This window comes from Thiolapillus sp. (genome assembly GCF_048562965.1).
Classification (GTDB): domain Bacteria; phylum Pseudomonadota; class Gammaproteobacteria; order Chromatiales; family Chromatiaceae; genus Thiolapillus; species Thiolapillus brandeum_A.
On record NZ_JBHNMF010001067.1, the window covers coordinates 1 to 932 of the forward strand.

Annotated in this window: 2 protein-coding genes; both read right to left on the reverse strand. The window is 60.1% G+C overall.

All coding sequences use genetic code 11. The annotated features are described in order from the left end of the window. Positions 1-703, reverse strand: a 703-nt coding sequence (locus tag ACOCD2_RS22310) for a type I restriction endonuclease (RefSeq protein ID WP_293650560.1), incomplete at its 3' end; no start/stop codon positions are given. Next, positions 703-858, reverse strand: a complete 156-nt coding sequence (locus ACOCD2_RS22315; protein ID WP_293650561.1) for a hypothetical protein — start codon at positions 856-858, stop codon at positions 703-705. The genes ACOCD2_RS22310 and ACOCD2_RS22315, both read right to left, overlap by 1 nt. Positions 859-932: the final 74 nt, after the last annotated feature.

The following is a 932-nucleotide window of genomic DNA, read 5'->3' on the forward strand; positions in this document are numbered from 1 at the left end:
CTAGTGGGTTACCAGCAGCCCCATCATTACCCCGGTTGAAGGGCAGAAAGAAGGTGGACTCACCGGCCAGCTTGGTGGCCATGTAAATTTCGGAATCGGACAGGGCAAAGTGCACCACCGCGCCCCGCCGGAAGGAAAGCAGTGGCTCCATGCGCCCGGTGGTGGCGCTTTTGGGCTTGCGATCCACCCGGTACTGCTGTTTGGCGGCCTCCACCGACTGGGTGAAATCGGTCTTGATCTCCACCGTGGCCACCGGCAGGCCGTTGATGAAGAACACCAGGTCAATGGCGTTCTCGTTGTCCAGGGAATAGCGCAGCTGGCGCACCACCCGCAGGCGGTTGGCGGCATAGCAGTTATTCACTGTCTGGTTGCGGCTGTCCTCGGGCCGAGCCTGGCTCATGGCCAGGGTGCCCGCACCCGCCACCGAAAAGCCCCGGTGCAGCACCTCCAGGGTGCCGCCGGTCTTGGCAGCCAGGGTCTTGCCCAGCCGGTCCAGCACCGTGGATTCGGCATCCACGCCGTGAACCCGGCGCAGCTTCTCCCAGGCATCGGGTTGGGTATCCTGAATCCAGCCGATCACATCCTCGGGATAGAGGGCGCGGGCACGGTCGTAGTGTTGATGATCGCCTTCCAGCCAGCCTTGTTGTTTGAGCTGATCAACGATATGGGATTCGAGGTGGATTTCGTGGTGAGCTTCGGTCATCAGGCGGCCTCTTCGTTCCAGTCGCGCACGTCGATCTTACCGGTGACGGCGGCGGTAATCAGCGCAGCGCGCTTTTCCTTGAGCAGGTTGATGCTTTGTTGGGTTTTTTCGATGAGTTGGTCGATTTGAGTGGTTTTTTCGTCGAGGAAGGCCAAGCGTGTCTTCGGCCTCGTGATAGATTTTGGGACATCCCAGTCCCCAAAATCGACTCGGCCTTTGACAACCTATT